The following is a 5,533-nucleotide window of genomic DNA, read 5'->3' on the forward strand; positions in this document are numbered from 1 at the left end:
AAGTGCAGTAATGTATGTAGCTTATCGATACTAATAGGTCGAGGACTTGACCAATATATATATTTGAGCAACGGGATAAATATGAATGAATATGAATATTTAGACGTTGGCGAAATGAATGTCATGAATTTTAAATGTTTGCAGTTTTTAGAGTATTAACTCTATATAACTTAATAGAAATATTAAGCATAAGAGATTATGTGGTTACAATAGCAGAGAGGATACACCTGTTCCCATTCCGAACACAGAAGTTAAGCTCTCTAGCGCTGATGGTACTTGGTGGGCAACTGCCTGGGAGAGTAAGACGTAGCCACGTAATCTTTTTTTATTACCGCTAGGTATGAAGTTTACATAGATTCTTTAATTAAAATTTTAATCTGTATTGATAATGTATATAGTATACTTATTCAGAATATAATTTTATGATAGTAATTGATTGTAAATAGATACCTAGCGGTATTTTATATACCATCTAAATTATTTAGCGTATATAGTTATAAAATTGTATTGAGAAATTATATACAATAATATTAACGAGTATAATGCAATACACTAAAAGTATTATGATCATTCATTAAAATATAATATTGAGATCATATTTTACAGTTCAAACTGCGTACTGATAGAATTTATTTTATATAAATATATGATATAAGAGTATTAATTTGTATTATAATAAAATATAGAAAACTATGTTTAAAAATAGATTAAGTGATAGAACTATATTTTATAAAATAAATTAATTGAGAAAGAAGGTTTATTATGACTTCAAATGAGAGAAGATTAGAGATTGTAACTATTATAAAAACGTTAGGTCATCCTATAAAAGGTAGTGAGCTAGCAAAAAAACTAAATGTAAGTAGACAAGTTGTAGTACAAGATATAGCTCTTCTTAGAGTAAGTGGATACGATATAATAGCAACTCCTCAAGGGTATATAATGTATCAAAAGAATAGTGAAGTAGAATGTATATATTGTAAAAATCATAAGTCAGCTCAAGAGTTATACGATGAGCTAAAAATAATCGTTGACATGGGTGGAACTATAAAGGATGTAGTGGTAGATCATCCTATATATGGACAAATAAGGGCAGAGTTAAATATATCATCTACTAGAGATATAAATGATTTTATGGAGAAAGTAAAGAAAGATGAGTTTAAACAATTATCAACATTAACTGAGTACGATCATGCACATACTATAGAAGCATCAAAAAAAGAAATTATAGATGAGATAAAAAAAGAATTAAATGCAAAAGATATACTATCTCAATAAGTAAATATTTAAATAAAAATAGATATTTATATACAGGGGGTGACTAATATAGCTGTAACTAATAATATAACGCAAAAAACATTAGAAAATATGGCTGACAATTTATCTGAAAAAGGTCCAAATATTATTTATGGAGTATTAATATTTGTAGTTGGGATATACATATGTAAATGGGTAAAAAGAATAGTTACAAAATCTTTATTAAAATATAATGTGGGAAAAGGTATAACTAATTTTATAGTATATGGCATATATATATCTATGTTATCTATAATAGCTTTAACTTGCTTAGATATTATAGGGATACAAACTAAATCAGTGGTAGCAGTTTTAGGAGCAGCAGGATTTAGTGTAGGTTTGGCATTCAAGGAAATATTATCAAATTTGGGGTCAGGTATGATAATATTATTTTTTAAGCCATTCAAAATAGGAGATTATATTCAAGGGTCAGGTGTAGAAGGCTCTGTGTCGGATATACAAATATTTAGTACAGTTTTGAAAACTCCTGACAATAAAACAATAATAGTACCAAATTTTCAACTTACAAGTAATAATATTGTAAATTTTACACATCAAGAAAAAAGAAGAGTTGATTTTTCTTATAATATTTCATACGATAGTGACATTGATTTGGTAAAAAGAATACTGCAAGATATTTTTTTAGAGGATAAAAGAATACTACAAGACCCAAAACCTATTATAGGTATAAATTCCATTGGAAATAATGCAATACAAATGGTTGCAAGACCATGGGTGAGTACTGAAGATTATTGGGATGTTTACTTTGACGTTATGGAAAAAGTAAAAAAGAAGTTTGATGATAATTGTATAAAAATACCAAACCTTACTGGAGTGGTATTCTATGATAATAACTCGAATTTTGTAGATAATAAAAATTCAAGACTAAATTAAAAAATAAAGAAAAAATAATTTTGAATAATAGTATTGAAAGTTGTTAATATATATAATATAATGAGTATCAAATAAAACAATTAATATAAAAGCTATGAAGGAAAATAGTAAAAGGCAAGTTTGTATTTCAGAGAGTGAGTGGTTGGTGTGAACTCATTACAATGGTTTTTGAATCCATTCCAGAGCTTCTAGTCGGAAAATTTTAGTAAGACTAGACGTGTACCTACGTTACAGGATTGAGAGAATTATACAATTTTTGTATAATTAATTAGGGTGGCAACGCGGATTAAAGACTTTCGTCCCTTTTGTAGGGATACGAAGGTCTTTTTTTATTACAAAAAATCAGTTAAGCCACTAAAATTATAAGTAGATATTGGTAAAAATAAATAATTCATGCATGAAAATAACGTTATCTACAATGGAATCAAAAAATAAAATACGCACTTAAAGTATTAAGTTTTATTACCAATAAAAATCATAAATATAAAAATAATAGGAGGAAATAAAAATGTTAGATATTAGAAGAATAAGAGAAAACTTAGAAGATATAAAAAATGCAATGGCAAGAAGAGGAGAAAAGGAATTTGACCTTGACGCTGTAATTGCATTAGATGATCAAAGAAGAGAATTACTTAAAGAAGTAGAAGTAATGAAAAATGAAATGAATGTTGAATCTAAGAAGATACCTCAATTAATAAAAGAAGGTAAGGATGTAACTGCTGATAAAGCTAGGTTAAAAGAATTATCAGATGCTATAAAAGGATTTGACGAAAAGGTTAGAGCTGTAGAAAATGAAATAGAATACAACTTAATGAGAATACCTAACGTACCTCACCCGGATGTTCCACAAGGAACTACTGACGAGGATAATGTTGAAATAAGAACTTGGGGAGAAACAACTAAGTTTGATTTCGATCACAAGGCTCACTGGGATATAGGAACAGGATTAGGAATATTAGATTTTGAAACTGCTGGGAAAATAACTGGTTCAAGATTTACTTTATACAAAGGATTAGGAGCTAGACTTGAAAGAGCATTAATAAACTTCTTCTTAAATACTCATGTAGATGAGCATGGATACACAGAAGTATTACCTCCTTTTATGGCTAACAGAACAAGCTTCATAGGAACTGGACAATTACCTAAGTTTGAAGAAGATATGTTCAAATTAGAAGGTTTAGATTACTTCTTAATACCAACAGCTGAGGTTCCTGTAACAAATATACACAGAGATGAAATATTAACAGTTGAGCAATTACCAATAAAATATTGTGCATATACTCCATGTTTCAGATCTGAAGCAGGATCTGCAGGTAGAGACACAAGAGGTCTAGTAAGACAACATCAATTTAACAAGGTTGAATTAGTTAAGTTTGTTGCTCCAGAAGAATCTTACAATGAGTTAGAAAAATTAACTAATGATGCAGAAAAAATGCTACAAATGTTAGGATTACCATACAGAGTAGTTAGAATATGTACAGGAGATTTAGGTTTCACAGCTGCTTTCAAATATGACTTAGAAGTGTGGATGCCAAGTTACAACAGATACGTTGAAATTTCTTCTTGTTCAAACTTTGAAGACTTCCAAGCTAGAAGAGCTGGAATAAGATTCAAGAGAGATAAAAAATCTAAGGCTGAATATGTTCATACATTAAATGGTTCAGGTCTTGCAGTAGGAAGAAGTTTAGCTGCAATATTAGAAAACTACCAACAAGCTGATGGATCTGTAGTAGTTCCAGAAGCATTAAGACCATACATGGGTGTAGATGTAATAAAGAAAAACGAATTATAAGATAAACTATAAATATAATAATAAAGGGAGGGCTAAATAGCTCTCCTTTTTATATGAAAATAATAAGGTTATTTTCAAAATAATAAAAAGAAAAATAAATTTAAGTTGAATTATAAAAAAAACTATGATAAGATAAATTTGTTATAAGTTTTAGGAGGAAATATGGAAAATTCATTCTATATGAAAGAAGCAATAAAAGAAGCATATAAAGCATATGAGAAAAAAGAAACTCCTATAGGAGCCGTAATAGTTAAAGATGGAGAAATAATAGCTAGAGCACATAATTTAACGGAAACATTAAATGATTGTACAGCTCATGCAGAGATGTTAGCTATAAAACAAGCTTCTCAAAAACTAGGTGGCTGGAGACTGATAGACTGTGATTTATATGTAACTATGGAACCTTGCATAATGTGCAGTGGTGCAATAGCTCACTCCAGGATAAAAAAACTTATAATTGGAACGAGACATATAAAGAATTCATATATAGAAAAGCAACATGAGTTTAAATTAGATTATTTTGTAAATAATAATATAGATTTAACTTTCGGAGTCTTACAAGAAGAATGCTCAGGAATTTTACAAGAATTTTTTAAAGCATTAAGGAAAAGATAATAAGGAGAGATGGTTGAGTTGGTCGAAGGCGCTCGCCTGGAAAGCGGGTATACGGGTAACACCGTATCGTGGGTTCGAATCCCACTCTCTCCGCCAGAGAACAAATTAAATATGGTTGTAATTTTGCTGTACTAGATGGGGAGGTAGCGGTGCCCTGTAACCTGCAATCCGCTATAGCAGGATTGAATTCCATCTAGAGGCTTAGTATTTGTAGGGCTGCCCTAAATAAGTGGTGTTGATGCTTAGGTCCTGCGCAATGGAAGCTCATGAACCCCGTCAGATCCGGAAGGAAGCAGCGGTAAGTGATCACTTTCGTGTGCCGCGGGGGTGCCTAAGTTGAGCTAACTGTTTAAGTAACGCCTATGAATTTAAGTCAATAGATGGTGTACAGCATTTAATATATAAAAAATAATCCCTTGAATAAGGGATTTTTTTAAATTATAGAGAAATTTAACTTCTATCGTAGAATTTTAAGGTATATATTAATAGATATATGATAGAGAGTTTTGATAAACAATTATAAAATTTCAAGATGATGGAAAAAATCTAAAGAATAGATTTTTAATTAAGGAGAGATAAATATGCATAAAGCATTGTATAGAGCATATAGGCCACAGACATTTGAGGATGTTGTTGGCCAAGAACATATTATTAGAACTTTAAAAAATCAAATAGAGAATAATAATGTAGGTCATGCTTATTTATTCTCAGGTACGAGGGGGACTGGTAAGACTTCAACTGCAAAGATATTTGCAAGAGCTGTCAACTGTACAAATGGTATAAATCAAGAGCCTTGTAATGAATGTGAAGTATGTAGAGATATATTAAATGATAATATAATGGATGTTATAGAAATAGATGCAGCATCTAACAATAGTGTAGATGATATAAGAGAGCTTAGAGAAAGTGTAAAATACTCTCCGGCTAAAGCAAAGTATA

The 5,533-nt window shown here is 30.0% G+C and carries 4 protein-coding genes, 1 tRNA gene, 1 rRNA gene, 1 other RNA gene, 1 pseudogene and 1 other annotated feature; all 8 genes and pseudogenes read left to right on the forward strand.

The window, feature by feature from the left end; translation table 11 throughout:
• Nucleotides 1-199: 199 nt before the first annotated feature.
• A 5S ribosomal RNA gene (gene rrf, locus CHL78_RS19450) occupies nucleotides 200-316 on the forward strand.
• A gap of 446 nt (nucleotides 317-762) precedes the next feature.
• Nucleotides 763-1,275, forward strand: a complete 513-nt coding sequence (locus CHL78_RS19455; protein WP_094369559.1) for a transcription repressor NadR — start codon at nucleotides 763-765, stop codon at nucleotides 1,273-1,275.
• Nucleotides 1,276-1,365: 90 nt separating this feature from the next.
• Nucleotides 1,366-2,187 (forward strand): mechanosensitive ion channel family protein, encoded by an 822-nt coding sequence (locus tag CHL78_RS19460; protein ID WP_094369565.1) that lies wholly within the window; start codon nucleotides 1,366-1,368, stop codon nucleotides 2,185-2,187.
• A gap of 85 nt (nucleotides 2,188-2,272) precedes the next feature.
• Nucleotides 2,273-2,494 (forward strand) — a binding site (T-box leader).
• 201 nt (nucleotides 2,495-2,695) lie between these two features.
• Entirely contained in the window at nucleotides 2,696-3,979 is a 1,284-nt protein-coding gene (gene serS / locus CHL78_RS19465) for a serine--tRNA ligase (RefSeq protein ID WP_094369560.1), read from the forward strand.
• 162 nt (nucleotides 3,980-4,141) lie between these two features.
• Nucleotides 4,142-4,594: a nucleoside deaminase gene (locus CHL78_RS19470; RefSeq protein WP_094369561.1), complete on the forward strand. Its 453-nt coding sequence runs from the start codon at nucleotides 4,142-4,144 to the stop codon at nucleotides 4,592-4,594.
• 3 nt (nucleotides 4,595-4,597) lie between these two features.
• A tRNA-Ser gene (locus tag CHL78_RS19475) sits at nucleotides 4,598-4,690 on the forward strand.
• A gap of 30 nt (nucleotides 4,691-4,720) precedes the next feature.
• Nucleotides 4,721-4,985, forward strand: an RNA gene (ffs, locus tag CHL78_RS19480) — signal recognition particle sRNA large type.
• A 190-nt stretch (nucleotides 4,986-5,175) separates the two neighbouring features.
• Nucleotides 5,176-5,533: pseudogene (locus tag CHL78_RS19485) on the forward strand (DNA polymerase III subunit gamma/tau); the annotation flags it as partial.

The sequence above is a fragment of the Romboutsia weinsteinii genome, assembly GCF_002250835.2.
Classification (GTDB): domain Bacteria; phylum Bacillota; class Clostridia; order Peptostreptococcales; family Peptostreptococcaceae; genus Romboutsia_A; species Romboutsia_A weinsteinii.